We start from the raw sequence: 16,106 nt of genomic DNA, 5'->3' as shown, positions 1-16,106 counted from the left end.
ACCCCATTTCCAATGGCAGGCTGATCAGCCAGGAAAGGACCGCGCCGACTAGTGGATGTGCTGTGCGTAGTGCTTCGGATTGAAGCGCAGGACCATCACGATCATCACGGCCATCACCGCCGTCAGTGACCACCAGGCCCACTCGAAGCTGCCCAGCTGGTCACGAATCACCCCGGCAATCAGCGGCGAGAGCCCGGCGATCAGATAACCGATGCCTTGCACGAAGGCGGTCAGGCCGCCGGCACGACGCGGGTTGTCCAGGTGGTCGAGGGAAACGATCAGGCTCATCGGGAACAACCCGCCGATACCCAGGCCCAGCAGGCATGGCCAGAGCAGGGTGAAGCGTTGCGGGCTGAGGATCAGGCCGCAGAAGCCGGCGATGATCAACGCCAGCAAGACCGCCAGCACCAGGCGTCGGTCCTGGCTGCGGTTGGCGATTGCCGGGGTGACCAGGCCGGACACCACTTCCATGGCGGTCAGCAGGCCCAGCAGCAAGCCGGCGCTTTGTTCGCTCCAGCCTTTCTCCACGTAGTAGGGCGCCAGCCAGGCCAGCACGCAGGTATAGGACGCCGTGCCCAGGCCGAAGAAGATCGCCAGCAGCCAGGCCCTCGAGTTGCCGAAAAACGATTCCTGTTGGGTGCTGCTCGAGGTCTGCGGCAAGTGCGGGACCGCCGAGCGCTGGGCGAACCAGACCACCAGGCCGACCAGCGCCAGCAGCGCCCAGATGGCGAGGCTGATCCGCCAGCTTCCAGTCTGTGCCAGGACGAACGGCGAGAACGACGCCGCGAGCGCCGCGCCGCCCATGATCGAGGTCACGTAGATCCCCATGAACAGCGAGACGTTGTGGCTGAAGCGCGACTTGATCAGCGCCGGCATCACCGCTTGGATCAGGGCGATCCCGAGACCCGCGAGTACCGCACTGAGGATCAGCTCGACGGTGCTCTCCAGGTAGAGTCGCGAAGCCGTCGCCAGGCCGATGACCAGCAAGGACAGGACGATGGTGCGGTGTTCGCCGAAGCGCTGGGCGATGCGCATGCCGAGGAACATGGCCAGTCCCATTGCCATGACCGGCAGCATGGTCAGTAACGACGCGGCGCTGAAACTCAAGGGGATATCCCCGCGAATCGCCGACAGCAAGGGCCCGACCGCGGCCATCGACGGCCGCAGATTGAGGGCGACCAACACCACACTGACCATCAACCCCGCGGCGTGGGTGCTTGAAGCTCGTACATGTTCCATTCGGGAGCCTTGGTTAACAAAGCTCTAATTAGGCCGTCGCGGATGGGCAGGCGCAATTTGATAAGTAGGCTGGGATATCGAGAAATTAGGATTCAGCCGCTTTCAGGACCGAAAGGTGCCCGAGTGCCGCCAGATGCAGTTGACGGTACGCCGCCACCAATTGATCGAGGCTGAACGCACGATTACGCCCACTGGGATTGGGCAGCACCCAGACCGCCGCATGGCCGAAGGTCTGTGGCTGAAGTCCCCAGGCGATGTCTCGTTGGCCGGACAAGCCGCAGTACGCCGCCTTGCCGAGAAAGGCCACGAAGCGCGGGGCGTAGCGGGCGATCTTGTGCTCAAAGTCCCTGGCGATGGCGGTGAATTCAGCGGGAGACAGCTGATCCGCGCGCGCCGTGGGCCGTTCAACCACGGCGGTCAATCCACACCCATGCTGCAGGATTGTCCGGTCGTTTTCCGGGCGGATTTCCTCAGGGGTAAAGCCGGCCAGATGCAGCGTGCGCCAGAAACGATTGCTTCTGCCGGCAAAGTGATGCCCCTGGGCGGCGGCCAGTAGTCCCGGATTGATACCGCAGAAAATCACCGCAAGGCCTTCATCAAGAATGTCTTCGAGTCTTTCAGCCACCCCACACCTCGCAAGCCCGGCGGGTGCCGAGCACCTCGTTCAAGCTCATCCGCAGATCACCTTGACCGCATTGCGTGCCAGCTCCGTCAATTCGGCGCGGGGTTTGCCCGCTCGAGCCCGTATCGAAAGGCTGTGCAGCAGGGAGGAGGCGAGTACGGCAAGGGCGGCCGGGTCGGCATCGCTTTTCAATTCGCCAGCGGCGACGGCCAGGCGCAGGCGTGCTTCGAGATCGGCGTCGAGCTGGCTCAGGCGATCCGCAAGCAGGTCGCGTATTTCACGGTCTTCGGCAGCCTCGGTGGTGGCCGTGCCGATTACAAAGCAGCCCCGCGGCTGGCCGTCACCTGAGAAATAGATCGACAACTGCCCCTCGTAGAAACCCAGCAACGCCTCGCGCAAGGTCAGCGTGCTGTCCGTCAGGGCCTCGTGCACGGCGGCGCAGGCCTGCGCCCAATACTGCTCGAACGCCTTGATATAGAGGGCGTGTTTGTCGCCGAACGCCGCATAGAGACTGGGACGGTTCATGCCCGCCGCCGTGGCGATGCTGTCCAGCGACGCGCCGGCATACCCGGTGCTCCAGAAAACCCCAAGCGCCTGCTGCAGCGCGGTCTGCGGGTCATACGCGCGGGGCCGGCCACGGCCTTTGGCTTCGGTGACTTTATTTTGTGCCATGTTGTATAAAAATCCTTGAGCGAAGACTTGCGTGGGGATATTCTTACACTATCGCACAAAATTAAGGAACCAGAAGTTCCTGAATCTCAGATTTGTTGTGGCGGAGCTCGAACCGGGTGGTGCTGCGATGAAACAGGTGCGCTGGGGCAACCCTCCAGACCGCGCATGGACTGCTTTCTCACAGCAATTCCGATTTCCCGGTTAAAGGTGCATTCGATCATGACCCAACAGTTCGACATCCCCGCTTCGCAGACCTTTGAGCATCCAGGGCCGAACCCGGCTGGCACGCTTGTGCGCAAACCGTTCAAGGAGCGGTTGCGGCCATGGCTGATGGTCGGTGTCCCGGTGCTTTTCGCGGCCATCGGGTATGCCCGCTATCTGGCCGGCGAACCCTATGTCTCGACTGATAATGCCTACGCCCGGGTGGCGAAGGTCTCGGTCAATGCCCGGGTTTCCGGGCAGGTGGTGGACATCGCCGTTGAGGACAATCAGCCGGTGCGCAAGGGCCAGGTGCTGTTTCGGATCAATCCGGAGCCGTTCCAGATCGCGGTCAACCGCGCCGAAGCCCAACTGAGCGTGGCGCGGTTGCGTATCCAGGGACTCAAGGCCAGCTATCGCCAGCAACAGGCCGACTTGCAATCGGCCAAGGAGTCGGCCGGCTTCGATCAAAAGGAGTTCACCCGCAAGCAGGCGTTGGTGGCGACCGAGTTTGTCTCGCGCTCTGTTTATGAGCGCGCGGACACCGACCTTAAAATGGCGCGGCAGCACGTGGCGTCTATCGAACAACAGATCGCCAGCACGGTGGTTGCGCTGAACGGCAATCCGGATATCGACGTCGACAGCCACCCGGCGATTCGTGAGGCCAAGGCGCAGCTGGATGAGGCGCAGCTCTATCTTTCCTACGCGACGGTGTATGCGCCGGACGATGGCATCGTCGCCAAGGTCGACGATTTGCAGGTGGGCAACTATGTCAGCAATGGGGCGCCAGCTTTTGCCCTGCTGTCTCGGCGGGTTTGGGTCGAGGCCAACTTCCGTGAAACGGAGGTGACCCATATGCATCCGGGCCAGGCCGCGATGATCCGTATTGACACCTATCCGGGGCACGCCTTCAAGGCCCACGTGATCAGCATGAGCCCGGGGGCCGGCGCGGACTTCGCCCTGTTGCCGCCGGAAAATGCCACCGGCAACTGGGTCAAGGTGGTCCAGCGGGTTCCGGTTCGACTTGAACTCGATCAAGCCGATCCGGATCTACCGTTGTTCTCCGGCACCAGCGCCACGGTCCAGGTCGATACCGGCTATCGCTCGTCCTGGTGGAAGCCGATCGCGGCGCTGTTGAGCGCGGGGACTGACCAATGAGCGCCAAGCCCGGAGGGGAGGGCGCGCTTACGCTCAGGTTTGCCGCGCTGTTCGTGACCTATATGCAGTCCGCCAGCCTGCCGCTGCCGAATGCGGTGCTCCGGTTTATCCAGGGGGCGATGTCGATGAGTGATGACCAGGCGGGTTGGGTCTTCACTTCGTATCTGGCGGCGAGCGCGATCACCCTGCCGCTGGCGCAGTGGCTTGCCGGGAGATTCGGTTTGAAGCGGGTGTATCAAGCCGCGATAGCCGGCTTTGTCCTGGGTTTGTTGCTCGCGACCCAGGCAACGACGCCGCTGGAGTTCGTCGGTGCACGGATTATCCAGGGCGCCGCGAGTGGCGTGCTGGCACCGCTGTCGATGGCGATTGCCATGGAGACTTTACCGCCCGCACGGCGCGGGACCTTTAGCCCGATATGGACGGCCATTGTGCTGCTGGGCATCGTCAGTGGCCCGAGTCTCGGTGGCTGGCTTGGCGAGCTTTACGGTTGGCGTTCGATCTTCTACATCAGCGTTCCGTTGTCGCTGTTCATCTTCCTCGTGGTGACATTTTTGTTGCCGGAGAAAAAGGCCGAGAAAGGTCCGCCCTTTGACTTCTTCGGTTTCGGTAGCTTCACGCTCGGCATGATCGGCCTGCAAATGCTGCTCGACCGTGGGGAGCGCCTGGAGTGGTTCGACTCGCTGGAAATCTGGCTGGAAGCCCTGGCCTGTGCGCTGGGGCTCTACCTGTTCGTGGTGCATGTGCTGACCGCCAAGGTGCATTTCCTCAGCAAGGGCTTGTTCCGGGATCGCAACTTCGTGCTGTCGACCGTGATGTTTTTCGCCCTCGGTTTTGTGCTGCTGTCGACCATGGCGCTGACCTCGCCGATGCTGGATGAACTGCTCGGTTTTCCGCCTGACACCACGGGCTACCTGACGATACCGCGGGGTGTCGGGTTGGTCGGTGCGTTCCTGCTGATGGGCCGTGTTCCCGAACGTTTCGACCGCCGGCCCTTCGTGGCGGGGGGCATCGCCATGGTGATCTATGCCAACTGGCTGATGCTCGGTTATTCACCCTTGATGGACGGCTGGCCGGTGGCGGTTGCCGGTTCGCTCCAGGGCGCCGGTCTCGGGGTATTGATGCCGGCGCTGAGCAAGGTGGCGTTCAGCACCCTGGACCCGAAGCTGCGCCCGGAAGGGACGGGCTTTTTCAATCTGGCCCGTGTCTATGGCAGCACCCTGGGCGTGGCGGTGGTGCAGGCCTGTTTCTTCAACAACACGCAGGCGATGCATCAGGCGCTGGCCAGTCATCTGACCGCGTATCGCATGGCCGCCTCGACGTCCTTGCCGGCGCTGGGCGCGCTCAACGAAATGATCACCGGCCAGGCGGCCTTCATCGCCATCGTCGACCAATTCAAGATTTTGCTGTGGGTGATGCTGCTGGTGAGTCCGCTGGTGGTGTTGCTTCGCAAACCCGTTCCGACCAACTAGTTTTCGTGGAGTCTGGCAAATGAAACCCAATGCATTCGTCCTCAACAGACACCTCTTCCCTACGATGGTCGGTGCGGTGTCGGCGGCTTTTTTCCTGTCCGCCTGTACCGTCGGCCCTGACTACAAGGCACCCTCGGAAAGCGCGTCGCAGCACTATGACCAGCAGGCCGAGCAGGGCCTCGGTCAGAAGGGCCGGATTGACCTGGGCCAGAAGATCAACGGTGACTGGTGGTCGGCCTTTCAATCACCCAAGCTCGACCGGGTTGTCCGTCGGGCAATCGAGGGCAATCTTGAGCTGGTGGCGGTTGACGCGACGCTCCGGCAGGCGGCTTCGTCCGTGGTTGCGGCGCAAGGCGCGCTCTATCCGCGGGTCGATTTTGCCGCCCAGGTCGGTCGCCAGCGGGTCCATACCGCCGCCGACCCCACGGTGGCCAATTTCTACAGCATCGGGCCTCAAGTCAGCTTCGACCTGGATGCATTCGGTGGTAACAAGCGGCGGGTCGAACAACAAGCGGCTTTGGTCGATCTTCAGACGCATCGCTACGAAGCGGCGTATCTGAGCCTGACCGGCAACGTCGCCAGCCAGGCGCTGCTGATAGCCTCTGCCAACGCGCAGATGACGGCGGTCGAGAAACTGCTGGCCGATGACACCCGGAATCTTGAGCTGGTGCGCATGGCCCACCTCAATGGCAGCACCACGCAGGTCGATGTTGCGCTGGCCGAGACACGCTTGGCGCAGGATCGCACGCTGTTGCCGCCCCTGGCCCAGCAGCGGGATGCGGCACGTCATGCGCTGTCGATTCTGACCGGGAAGGGGCCGGCCGACTGGATTGCGCCGGACTTCGACCTGGCCGAATTTGCCTTGCCCTCCGGCGTACCGGTCAGCCTGCCCTCGGAAATGGCCCACGACCGGCCCGATGTCCGGCAAGCCGAGGCTGACTTGCAGATGGCCAGTGCCGCCGTGGGGATCGCGACCGCGAACCTGTATCCGCATGTCGAGCTTTCCGCATCGTTGGCGCAAGCCGCTTCCGGCAATGGCGGCGCGGCGCTCTGGGGCTTTGCGGCGGGACTGGCGGGGCCGATCTTCGATGGCGGAACGCTCAAGGCTGAACGCCAGGCGGCCGTCGACGGCTACAAGGCGTCTCTCGCCGGCTACCAGCAGACGGTCATCCAATCCTTCGGCCAGGTCGCTGACACGTTGCAGGCCATCAACCATGACGAGCAGGAAAACCTCGCCCAAGGGGACGCGCTGCGCGCCGCCGAAACCAGTTTGCGCTTGAACCAACAGGCCTATGCGCAAGGCGAGAACAGCGTTCTTCAAGTGCTGGAGGCCGAGCGTGCGTATCAACAGGCGCTGCTGGGACAGATCCGTGTGAAGACCGCGCGGTATCTCGACACGGTGCGCTTGTTCGTGGCGCTGGGCGGTAACTCCGTCGGTGTACTTGGGCAAAAACTGGCGGGTCGCTGACAGCGGCAAGGCCGAACCCATAGCCGAGCCAGGTATTGGCGGACCGTTTCCGCGAACTGGCCGGCCTCTCGAGATTTTATGAATGGTCACTGCCGCGGTTGCGGTGGTGGCCCCAGGCAATGGAGTAAAGGCATGACTTATCACGATGCGCTTCGCGACACCAGATTCCCTATTGCTCACGGAACCGGTGAGATGCCGGCGGTTGGTTTTGGCACGTTGTTTCGAGACCTCTCGGTGACCACGCAGGCGGTCAGAGCGGCATTGGAAACAGGCTTTCGTCATTTCGATTGTGCGGAGCGCTATCGCAACGAGGAAGGTGTCGGCATTGCTCTACAGGAGGTCTTGCAAACCGGCAAGGTTCGGCGAGAAGAGCTGTTCATTACCACCAAGCTGTGGAATACCAACCATCGTCCCGAGCGCGTCGAGCCGGCATTTGCCGCCAGCTGCCGCCGACTTCAGGTGGATTACATCGATTGCTACCTGATCCATACGCCGTTTGCCTTTCAGCCCGGCGATGACCAGGACCCGAGGGATTTTCAGGGGCATGTCATCTACGATTCGGGTGTCACCTTGATCGAGACCTGGAGGGCCCTTGAGCGCCTGGTGGATGAAGGCCGGTGCAGGTCCATCGGTTTGTCTGATATCACCCTGGACGCGTTGAAAGCGCTGGTGGCCGTGGCGCGGATAAAGCCCGCCGTCGTGCAGGTTGAATCCCACCCTTATCTGCCTGAATGGGAACTGCTCGAGTTCTGCCAGGAGCACGGGATTATCCTCCTGGCATTTGCGCCACTGGGGCATGGCATGGAACCCAATGTGCTGGAAGAACCGGTAATGACCGCAATCGCCCAGCGCTTGCAGAAAACCCCGGCGCAAGTCGCGTTGGCCTGGGCGGTACAGCGGGGAACGGCTTTTCTGACCACCAGCGCAACACCGAGCCATATCCAGGAAAACTTCGATATTGCCACCTTGCCCCATCGGGCCATGGCTGAAATCCGGGACGATATCACCACCCGGATACGCTTCAACTCGGTAGTGGAAACCGGCGTGCCCGGGTTTATTCCGCGCAAGAAATAACGCGTAAGCAGGGGGCGGCTGTTGCAGGGCCGCCCCTTTTTTACGAGCCATTTTCCAGACTGGGCTATGGTATTTTTGCTGATTTGCCGAGGTGGAAACGATGGACGTCTTCCAGACCATGCGTTTTTTCACGGTGGTCGCTCAAAGCGGCAGCTTTACCGGGGCCGCCGAGATCCTGAACAGCACCACCGCCAACGTCTCCAAAGCCGTCTCCAGCCTGGAGGCCAGGTTGCAAACCCGCTTGATCAACCGGACGACCCGGCGCCTGGCACTCACCGAAGCCGGTGTGCGTTATTTGCAGCGCTGCGAGAAAATCCTCGATGAGGTGCGTGAAGCGGAAGAGGAAGCCGGTACCGCTCAAGTCATGCCGGCCGGCAGGCTGAAGATTCACGCCATGTCGGCCATCGGCAATCACTATGTGATCCAGGCCATTGCCAGGTATCGAGAGACCCATCCCTCGGTGATGTTTGATCTGGTCCTGACCAATCGGCTGCCTGACTTGCTGGAGGAGGGCTATGACATGTCGATTGTGCTGGCGCGGGATTTGCCCGATTCAGGCTTTGTCGCCCAGCGGCTCGGTAGCACCTACAGCATTCTGTGTGCGTCGCCCGCCTACCTGGAAAAACGCGGGCATCCCGAGTCTCCGGGGGATCTTTGTTCACACGACTGCCTGAGAATCGTGAACACGGTGATGCCGGCTGAAAACTGGATATTCGAAGGGCCCGAAGGCCTGGAGAGCGTCACGACACCCCTGTCTCCCTTGCACATCAATACCGCCGACGGCATGACCGTTGCGATAAAAAGCGGAATGGGGATCGGGATACAGCCTATTGCTTCGGCTGTCGAGGGACTGAGGAACGGAACATTGGTGCGGGTACTGCCCAACCATCATCTTGAAGAGTTGAATCTGTTTGCAATCTATCCCTCGCGAAAGTTCGTCGATGCCAAGATAAAAACCTGGGTCGAGTTTCTCAAAGGCGCGATTCCGGAGTTGTTGGCATCCAATAAGGAAATTGTCGGTTCACAATAACGATAATGGCTTTTTCATCTGGCCGTGCGGGGAAGGAGTGTCGACCCTCCATCGTCCACAAAGGCACTCAGCCGTTCGAGCAGCCGCTACCCATGACATCGTATTGCAGGATATGGCGTTGGCCGTGGGAGTCGTCATAGGTCATCTGCACGGGCACCGGCGCGCATTGGTCGGCGGCCTCGGTGATGGCAATGACTTTCTCGATATCGGGTTTTGCTGCAGCGGTGTACGTTTCAACCGGGAGCTGGCTGGTGGCGGCTGTTGAATAGCCGTCGTCGGCAAATGCCTGCGCCGCTGCACTACCAAGAATAAGAACCAATGCCATTTTTGCGAAGTTCATGATGTTCACCGTGTCGTCTGGAGTTTCGAGTGTTTACCTCGTGAGGGGTTAATGCTTATTGCATTGGCTCACTGGGTAGAGACGATATTAGGTGTTTGTTATTCCCCCATATAGCGGCTCACTGGACAAACACTGTTGCCAGATTCACATCAATGACCGACTGGAAAAGACAACGGCCCCAAATCAGGGGCCGTTGTCGTTCCGCGAGGTAATGGCGCCGAGCGGCTTTATTCGGTGGTGCGCTCATGATGGCTGGAGACGAATTGCTTGAAGCGTTCGGTAGGCAAGCCTTCGAACAGTTCCGTCGGCGTGCCCTGGACGTCGATCAAGCCGCCGTGCATGAATACCACCCGGTTTGACACGTGGCGGGAAAAGCCCATTTCGTGAGTGACCACCAGCATGGTGCGACCTTCTTCGGCCAGGGAGCGCATCACCCGCAACACTTCGCCCACCAGTTCAGGGTCAAGGGCCGAGGTCGGCTCGTCGAACAGCATCACCTGCGGGTTCATCGCCAGTGCGCGGGCAATCGCCACGCGCTGTTGCTGACCACCGGACAGGTGCGCCGGGTAATAGTCGCGACGATCGTACAGGCCGACCTTGTGCAGCAGTGCCTCGGCTTCCTCGACGCACTCGGCACGGGAGCGCTTGAGCACCCGCATCGGGCCTTCAATGACGTTTTGCAGCACGGTCATGTGCGACCACAGGTTGAAGCTCTGGAACACCATGCCCAGGCAGCTGCGCATGCGCTCGACCTGGCGGGCGTTGCTCGGGGTCTGGCGGCCGTCGGCGTGCTGCTTCATTTCGATCATTTCACCGTTGACGGTGATGATGCCCTGATCGGGGGTCTCCAGCAGGTTGATGCAGCGCAGGAAGGTACTTTTCCCGGACCCACTGGCGCCGAGGATCGAGATCACGTCGCCCTTGTGGGCTTCAAGGGAAATGCCCTTGAGGACATGGGCGCTGCCGAAGGACTTCTGAATATTAGTCACCGACAGGGCAGAGGCGGACTGAGTGCTCATGGCAGGCTCCGTATCAAATCAGGAATGGGTAGGCAGCGAAGGGCTGGCTTTTTTGATGGCGTCGACTGGTCGCTCCCGCAAGTGCGGCGAGAGACGATACTCAAGCCAGGCGACTGCACGGACGACCAGGAAGTTCAGCACCAGGTAGATCATGGCCGCGCAAATGAACACTTCCATCGTGCGATAGGTGCGCTGGATGATCTGTTGCGCAACGCCCGTCACGTCCCACACCGTCACCAGGCTGGCCAGCGCCGTGGACTTGACCAGCAAGATGGCTTCGGTGGAGTAGGCCGGCAGGGCCTGGCGCAGGGTGACCGGCGCAATGATCCGGCGCAGCAATTCCCACGGCGACATGCCCACGGCCTTGCCGGCTTCGATCTGCCCCTGGGGTACGCTGAGCAGCCCGCCACGAATGATCTCGGCGGTATAACCGGCGGTACACAGGGCCAGTGAAACCACCGCGCAGCCATAGGGCGACTTGAGCAGGACCCAGGCGAAGCTGTCGCGGATGGCCGGGAACTGGCCCAGCCCGTAGTAGATCAGGAACATCTGGATCAGCAGCGGCGTGCCGCGAAACAGCATGATGTAGAAACGCGCCGGGTAGCTGAAGAACCACCAGCGGCTGACCCGCAGGCTGACAATGCCGACGGAGAGGGTCAGGCCGATCACCAATGAGCAGAAAAACAGCGTCAGCGTGGTGGGCAACGCGGCCAACAGCTTGAGCATGGTGTCGGCGAGGAACGGAAAATCGATCATAAGTAGTCCTTCCGACTCTGACTAGACTGGGCTGCGCTGCTGCGTGCGACGCACGCGAGCCTCGGCCATGTTGAAAAGCCGACCGGAGAGGCCAGTGAGAACCAGGTACACGATGCCCCCGATGATGTAGAAGGTGAAATATTGCCGGGTCGATCCGGCCGCGACCTGACTGGCCCGCATCAACTCCACCAGGCCGATCACGGAAATCAGCGCGGAGTCTTTCAAGCTCATTTGCCAGACATTGCCCAGCCCGGGCAGCGCGAAGCGCAGTACCTGGGGGATCAAGATCCGTTTGAAACGCATGGCCCGGCTCATGCCGATGGCCAGCCCGGCTTCCAGTTCGCCCTTGGAGACGGCGAGAAAAGCGCCACGGTAGACTTCGGCCTGATAGGAACCGGAAATCAACCCGACCGCCAGCGCGCCCACCAGAAAAGGCGGCACGTCGATATAGCCTTCGCCGCCGAACCAGTGGCCCACCGCGGTGACCACACTGGCGCCGCCGAAGTAGAACAGGTATATCACCAGCAGCTCAGGGATACCCCTGAACAGAATCGAATACAGGTCTCCGAGCCAGCGCAGGGTGCGCCGCCGGGATAGCTTGGCCGCCGCGACCAGGCTGCCAAATACCGCACCCACCAGCAGCGCCGCCAGGGTCAATATCACGGTCATGCCTGCTGCCTTGAGCAGCGCCATTCCCCAGCCTGAGTCACCAAAACTGAGTAGCTGCAAGAGGTTCATAGAAGGTCCCACTTATGATGAAGGTTCAAGCAACCCGGCAACTGTTACGTTGCCGGGCCATTCAGAATCACTGCTTAGGGGTAAGGTCTGCCTTGAACCACTTCTCGCTCAGTTTCTTGATGGTGCCGTCAGCCATGGCTTCCTTGAGGGCGGCGTCGAACTTGGCTTTGAGCTCCGGGTCTTTCTGACGGAAGCCCAGTGCTTCGCCTTCACCCCAGATCGGGCCTTTGATGACCGGGCCGGTAAAGACCAGCGGTTTGTTCTCTGGCTTGTCCATGACCGAGTTGAAGAAGGTCACGTCATCGAAAGCGACGTCGATACGGCCAGCCAGCAGGTCGAGGATGGCTTCGGCCGAGCTGCCGTACTCGCGAATGGTCGCGACATCCTTGAAGTTCTCATCAATGAACGATGTGTAGATGGTGCCGGAGGCGATACCGATGGTCTTGCCTTTGAGGGCCTTGCGCAGCTCTTCAACGCCGGCGCGGACTTGCTTGGCATCGGTGCCCAGGGTGATGGCGGCGGCGTCACCGGTCTTGCCCGGCAGCAGATCGGCTTTCAGCGAGACGAAGCTGGCCGGGGTCTGGGCGTAAGGCGTCGAGAAGGCCATGACCTTCTGGCGTTCCTCGTTGATGACGATGGCGTCCATCAGCACGTCGAATTTGCCGGCATTGAGGCTGGCGATCATCCCGTCCCAGTTCTGTACCACGACGTTGCACTTGAGCTTCATGCGCGGGCAGATGATATCCATCAACTCCGGTTCGAAGCCGCCGATCTTTCCACCTGGGAGCGTCAGGTTCCAGGGCTCATAGGCGCCCTCGGTGGCGATATTCACCGATGTCCACTCTTTGGCCTGCAGTGCCGGGGCACAGGCCAGAACCATTGCACTGAGCGCTACAGAACCCAACCAGCTTGATTTCTTCGACATCTTGATAATTTCCTGCCTAATCAATGGAGTGTTGCGAACTGATCCGGCTCAGGCCGAATCTCCAATGCTTGCCTGCGCAACGGTTCTTGTGCAGACAAGACAAAACCATAAACAGCCAACCCGCCAGTCAAGCCGGTTAATTCGCACCCCTGATGGTTTCAGCCTGGCTGGCCGTCCCCTCTCCATGTGCTCCTGATCGATCGATCAAGCCGTGATCATCGGCAGGTTTGTGGCCTTGCTCTCGAACGTAAACCGGTGCTGTGCACAGATCGTGCTGGCAACTTATACGCACACACATTTACTTGTACATACAAGCATATGCAATCAAGCGGCCAACTTGCCGGGTCGCCGTGCAATAAAACCTGGGATTTTGCTGCAGCGCTTGTAGGACAAGGCTTTGCTGGGCGGGGTTTTTTTTCTGGAAGCTTTGCCGAGGAGGTAACGGTTGTTACCTGAGCTGGGAATTGCGCCACGTTGGGGCGCTCGGTGACAGTTTGAGAGATGTTAGTGCGCGATGGGGAACGTTTTGGGGAGGGCTTGTATAGCGAAAAAGGCCGTCCTTCAGCCGTCGAGAGGTAGCCAAAACACCTACCTTGACGGCCAAAGGACGGCCCCGGGGTCAACCTGTTTACTTGAGGTTTTTCTGCACCGTGGCCAGCACCTCACCACTGCGTACCTGCTCGGTAACACTCACCATGTCCAGATAGAAGGCACGATCATGGTCGGCGACCGGTACGCGACTGCGCACCAGGTCGTAAACCGCCTTGGTCACGCTGGAAGCTTTGTGCACGTCATGGAAGTCCAACGCCTGGCAACCCACCAGCAGTTCAATCGCCAGCACCGACTCGAGCTTTTCGGAAACCTTGTAGGCCTTGATCGCGGCGTTGTACGCCAGGCTGACCAGGTCCTCCTGGTTGGCGCAGGTCGAGAAACTGTCGACCGTGGAGGGGAGTGACAGCGCCTTCATTTCCGCATACAGGCCCGCCGCGGTGTATTGCAGGATCATATAGCCGCTGTTGAGTCCCGGGTTGCGCACCAGGAAGGCCGGCATTTCGCTGAAGTGCGAGTTGACCATGCGGTCGATGCGGCGTTCGGAAATCTTCGCCAGGCTGGCCAGCGCCACGCACAGCGAATCCGCCGACATGCCGATATAGCTGCCGTCGAAGTTGGCGCCGGAAATGGCAATGCCGTCACCGTCCTCCAGCGGGTAGATGATCGGGTTGTCGCCCGAGGAGTGGATTTCGTTCTCGATATTTTCCCGTGCGTGATCGATAAAGCGTTTCGACGCACCATGCACCTGGGGAATGGCCCGCAGGCTGTAGGCGTCCTGCAACCGGTAGTCGATGTTTTCGGCGATCAGTTGGCTGTCGTGCAGCATCGCCTTGATCTCCCGGGCGGTTTGCGCCTGCTCCTTGTGGGCCTTGATCGAGTGGTAACGCGGATCGAAGGCCCGAATCGTGCCCTTCAGTGCTTCCAGTGAAAGGGCGGCGGCGACGTCGGCCAGGGCGGCGCTCTGCATGGCATTGTAGAGGGCCAGAATCGCGATGGCGGTCACCGACATGGTGCCATTGAGCATGGCCAGGCCTTCCTTGCACTGCAGGTCCGTCGCTTGTAGGCCGACCTGTTGCAGGGCGGTGGCGCCATCCACCCATTCGCCGCCATTGACCCGGGCCTTGCCCTCGCCGAGCAGGACCAGGGCCAGGTGCCCTTCGACGGCCAGATAACCCACCGACCCCTCGCCGGGCGCAAACGGCACGACGTCATGGTTGAGCAGGCCGGCAATCAGCTCCAGCAACTCCAGGCGTACCCCGGAAAAGCCTTTGCCCAGGCTGATCAATACCATCAACTGGATGGCCCGAACCTGTTCACGCTTGAGCGGCTCGCCGACGGCGACGGCATGGGAACGCACGATATTGACCTGAAGCTCCTTGGCATTCTGTGGCGAAATCACATGCCGGACGTTGTCGCCGAAGCCGGTGGTCACCCCATAGACCAGGCGATTTTCATCGAGGAAACGCTCGACCAGACCCCGGGACCGGTTCACGCGATTCTTGTAGGTCTCGGAAAACGACACCTTGGCGGAGTAACGGGCTACCGCGACGAACTCTTCGATGGAAGGTTCCCTGTCGCCAAGCACTACTTGAGTGATCTGCTGAGGATGAGCTGTCATTGCGAACTCCCGAGAAACGAAATGATTGAGGACCCGGCCCGGCCGGGCCATCGCTCGATTGAGCGTGGGAGAAGGCTAAAGCGATCTATCGATGAAGAAAATATGGCAATTTCTGTCAGTTTTAATATAATTTCTAAACATAAAATGCCTTCGAGAGCTTTGTACCGCCATGAGCCGTCTACCGCCTTTACGAGCCCTCCAGGTGTTTGAAACCGTCGGTCACTGCGGCGGTATCTCCCAAGCGGCCAAACGCTTGAACCTCTCCGTGGGCGCGGTGAGCCAGCAGATGAAGTTGCTGGAGGAGGCGCTGGGCATGAGCCTGACGGTCAAGGAGGGACAGCGCCTGCGGCTGAACGCCATTGGCCTGCGTTTTCATGGGCGCTGTTCCACGGCCTTTGAAGAGTTGAGGGCCGCCGTTTCCGAAGTCGAGCGTTCGAAAAATCCCAACAATCTGTATGTCAGTGGCCTGCCTTCACTCATGACCCGGTGGTTGGCGCCCCTGACCTACGAATGGCAGCATGAGCATGGGGATCTCGACATCTATCTGGACAGCACGCTGGCGGATACCTCGGAGGAGGAAAACGCCGATTTTCGGATCGGTTATGGCGAGCCAGGCCAATATGCCGAGCACAGTGTCGTGCTGTTTCGCGATTGTGTGGTGCCGGCCTGCTCACCGAAACTGTTGAGCCTTGCGGGCTATCCGGGCCGGGTGGAGCAGGCCGCTGACCTGCTTCAATACCCGCTGATCCGTATCGATTCGCGGCCGAAATTCGACTCACCGCCCTCATGGGCCGAATGGTTCGAGCACGAAGGTGTGGCGGTCGAGCAGGCGATTGTCATCCGTCGCAGTTTTTCTTCGTCGAGCATGGCGATTCAAGCCGCGATCGATTACCAGGGGGTGGTGCTGGCGCAGTTTTCGATGATTTCCCGCGATATTGATGAAGGGCGCCTGGTCATTCCCTGGGGCCGCGCCATGCCGCTGCCTTCGCCGTATTACCTGAGCTGGCACCCCAACACCCTGCAGAAATCCCAATGCCGGGCCTTTCAGCGCTGGTTGATTGGCCGGGGCAAGGCACAAGAGGAAATTACCGCTGGCTTGATCGTTGCCCTCTGATCGAGTCGAAACCAAGTATCGTGAATGTTGCGCGGGGTTTTGGTAGATTCCCCGCGCTTACAGCCTGCCTTGCACGGCAGCTTCAGAGACTGAGCTTCAGATTCGGAAAGGTTC

General features: G+C 60.5%; 15 protein-coding genes. 6 read left to right on the top strand and 9 right to left on the bottom strand.

Annotation, left to right across the window (positions count from 1 at the left end; translation table 11 throughout):
• Positions 1-48 precede the first annotated feature (48 nt).
• The 3 genes from M5C56_RS00755 to M5C56_RS00745 form a co-directional block, all read right to left on the bottom strand.
• Positions 49-1,239 (bottom strand): cyanate transporter, encoded by a 1,191-nt coding sequence (locus M5C56_RS00755; protein ID WP_103495000.1) that lies wholly within the window; start codon positions 1,237-1,239, stop codon positions 49-51.
• Positions 1,240-1,324: 85 nt separating this feature from the next.
• On the bottom strand, positions 1,325-1,864 hold the full coding sequence (mug, locus tag M5C56_RS00750; RefSeq protein ID WP_103494999.1) for a G/U mismatch-specific DNA glycosylase: 540 nt from the start codon (positions 1,862-1,864) through the stop codon (positions 1,325-1,327).
• A 45-nt stretch (positions 1,865-1,909) separates the two neighbouring features.
• Complete coding sequence (locus tag M5C56_RS00745; protein WP_103494998.1) at positions 1,910-2,533, bottom strand: TetR/AcrR family transcriptional regulator; 624 nt, start codon at positions 2,531-2,533, stop codon at positions 1,910-1,912.
• Between the two features lie 219 nt (positions 2,534-2,752).
• Between M5C56_RS00745 and M5C56_RS00740 the strand changes: the two genes are divergently transcribed.
• The 5 genes from M5C56_RS00740 to M5C56_RS00720 all read left to right on the top strand — a co-directional run bounded on the left by M5C56_RS00740 (position 2,753) and on the right by M5C56_RS00720 (position 8,930).
• Positions 2,753-3,889 carry an HlyD family secretion protein gene (locus tag M5C56_RS00740; RefSeq protein ID WP_103494997.1) on the top strand — a complete coding sequence of 379 codons (1,137 nt, stop codon included), beginning with the start codon at positions 2,753-2,755 and terminating at the stop codon, positions 3,887-3,889.
• Positions 3,886-5,358, top strand: coding sequence for a DHA2 family efflux MFS transporter permease subunit (locus tag M5C56_RS00735; RefSeq protein ID WP_103494996.1), 1,473 nt, complete (start codon positions 3,886-3,888; stop codon positions 5,356-5,358). The genes M5C56_RS00740 and M5C56_RS00735 overlap by 4 nt, the downstream gene beginning before the upstream one ends.
• A gap of 19 nt (positions 5,359-5,377) precedes the next feature.
• Positions 5,378-6,826, top strand: coding sequence for an efflux transporter outer membrane subunit (locus M5C56_RS00730; protein ID WP_103494995.1), 1,449 nt, complete (start codon positions 5,378-5,380; stop codon positions 6,824-6,826).
• A gap of 132 nt (positions 6,827-6,958) precedes the next feature.
• On the top strand, positions 6,959-7,900 hold the full coding sequence (locus M5C56_RS00725; protein ID WP_103494994.1) for an aldo/keto reductase: 942 nt from the start codon (positions 6,959-6,961) through the stop codon (positions 7,898-7,900).
• Between the two features lie 100 nt (positions 7,901-8,000).
• The gene (locus M5C56_RS00720; protein WP_103494993.1) at positions 8,001-8,930 is read left to right on the top strand and encodes a LysR family transcriptional regulator; all 930 of its coding nucleotides are present in this window, start codon (positions 8,001-8,003) and stop codon (positions 8,928-8,930) included.
• Positions 8,931-8,997: 67 nt separating this feature from the next.
• Here M5C56_RS00720 and M5C56_RS00715 read toward each other — a convergent pair whose 3' ends face one another.
• From M5C56_RS00715 to M5C56_RS00690, 6 genes are all read right to left on the bottom strand, one after another.
• Positions 8,998-9,270, bottom strand: coding sequence for a DUF2790 domain-containing protein (locus M5C56_RS00715; RefSeq protein ID WP_103494992.1), 273 nt, complete (start codon positions 9,268-9,270; stop codon positions 8,998-9,000).
• Positions 9,271-9,497: 227 nt separating this feature from the next.
• Positions 9,498-10,289 (bottom strand): ATP-binding cassette domain-containing protein, encoded by a 792-nt coding sequence (locus M5C56_RS00710; protein ID WP_103494991.1) that lies wholly within the window; start codon positions 10,287-10,289, stop codon positions 9,498-9,500.
• Between the two features lie 18 nt (positions 10,290-10,307).
• The gene (locus M5C56_RS00705) at positions 10,308-11,045 is read right to left on the bottom strand and encodes an ABC transporter permease (protein ID WP_103494990.1); all 738 of its coding nucleotides are present in this window, start codon (positions 11,043-11,045) and stop codon (positions 10,308-10,310) included.
• 21 nt (positions 11,046-11,066) lie between these two features.
• Positions 11,067-11,738: an ABC transporter permease subunit gene (locus M5C56_RS00700; RefSeq protein ID WP_281438657.1), complete on the bottom strand. Its 672-nt coding sequence runs from the start codon at positions 11,736-11,738 to the stop codon at positions 11,067-11,069.
• 112 nt (positions 11,739-11,850) lie between these two features.
• Positions 11,851-12,708, bottom strand: coding sequence for a transporter substrate-binding domain-containing protein (locus tag M5C56_RS00695; RefSeq protein WP_178129759.1), 858 nt, complete (start codon positions 12,706-12,708; stop codon positions 11,851-11,853).
• Between the two features lie 628 nt (positions 12,709-13,336).
• Positions 13,337-14,878: a histidine ammonia-lyase gene (locus tag M5C56_RS00690; protein WP_103494989.1), complete on the bottom strand. Its 1,542-nt coding sequence runs from the start codon at positions 14,876-14,878 to the stop codon at positions 13,337-13,339.
• A 169-nt stretch (positions 14,879-15,047) separates the two neighbouring features.
• On the opposite strand from M5C56_RS00690, the gene M5C56_RS00685 reads away from it, so the two are divergent.
• Positions 15,048-15,992, top strand: a complete 945-nt coding sequence (locus tag M5C56_RS00685) for a LysR substrate-binding domain-containing protein (RefSeq protein WP_103494988.1) — start codon at positions 15,048-15,050, stop codon at positions 15,990-15,992.
• The last annotated feature ends 114 nt before the right edge of the window (positions 15,993-16,106 follow it).

The sequence above is a fragment of the Pseudomonas sp. MWU13-2862 genome (genome assembly GCF_023242495.1).
Taxonomy (GTDB): Bacteria; Pseudomonadota; Gammaproteobacteria; order Pseudomonadales; family Pseudomonadaceae; genus Aquipseudomonas; species Aquipseudomonas gingeri_D.
Note: the sequence above shows the minus strand (reverse complement) of the source record. Positions and strands in the feature narration are given on the sequence as shown.